This is a genomic window from Frankia sp. CcWB2 (assembly GCF_977927585.1).
The window spans coordinates 2,714-3,263 of record NZ_CDWRCM010000264.1; the positions used below are offsets into that span (position 1 = coordinate 2,714).

General features: G+C 74.2%; 1 pseudogene. It reads right to left on the reverse strand.

Annotated features, from left to right (window positions below):
* Positions 1-109: 109 nt before the first annotated feature.
* Positions 110-550, reverse strand: a pseudogene (locus tag ACY45C_RS19995) (hypothetical protein); the annotation flags it as partial.

Below are 550 nucleotides of genomic sequence, written 5' to 3' on the forward strand. Positions count from 1 at the left end.
ACACCTACCAGAAAGCCGTCGACCAACTCATCCAGCACGCCGGCCTCGCAGCCTGACCCGCCTACCCAGAACTTGACCCATCCTTCGCGGCTTCGCCCGCCCAAGCCTTCTAGCCTGGCGGGGCGTCCTCGGCCAGGACGTCGAAGCGGGTCGCTCCCGTGGGTGGGCGGAGGAACGGGGTGCGCTGGCGCTGGGACCAGAGGATCGGGGCGCCGGACGTGTCGCGCGCCAACCGGCGGCGGCGGGTCAGCGTGACGCCGATCGACGGGATCGTGGCTGGCTCGATCTCATGGACGGTCTCGCCGCCGGGACCGCGGACGCGCAGTACCTCGGCTGCGGCCGCCGGCAACAGGACCAGGTCGGGACCGGACGGGTCGGCCAGCCGGCGCTGCACGAAGCGGCGCCGGTCGTCGACCTCGTACGGGTGCCAGTGCACGGCCGCGTCCCGCCCGGCGGCGTAAACGTAGGACGCGGGCTCCACGTGCGGCAGCACGGACGCCGGCGGCTGCGCCGGCACCGCGTGGCCGTCGAGCCGCCGCTCGACCGCCCA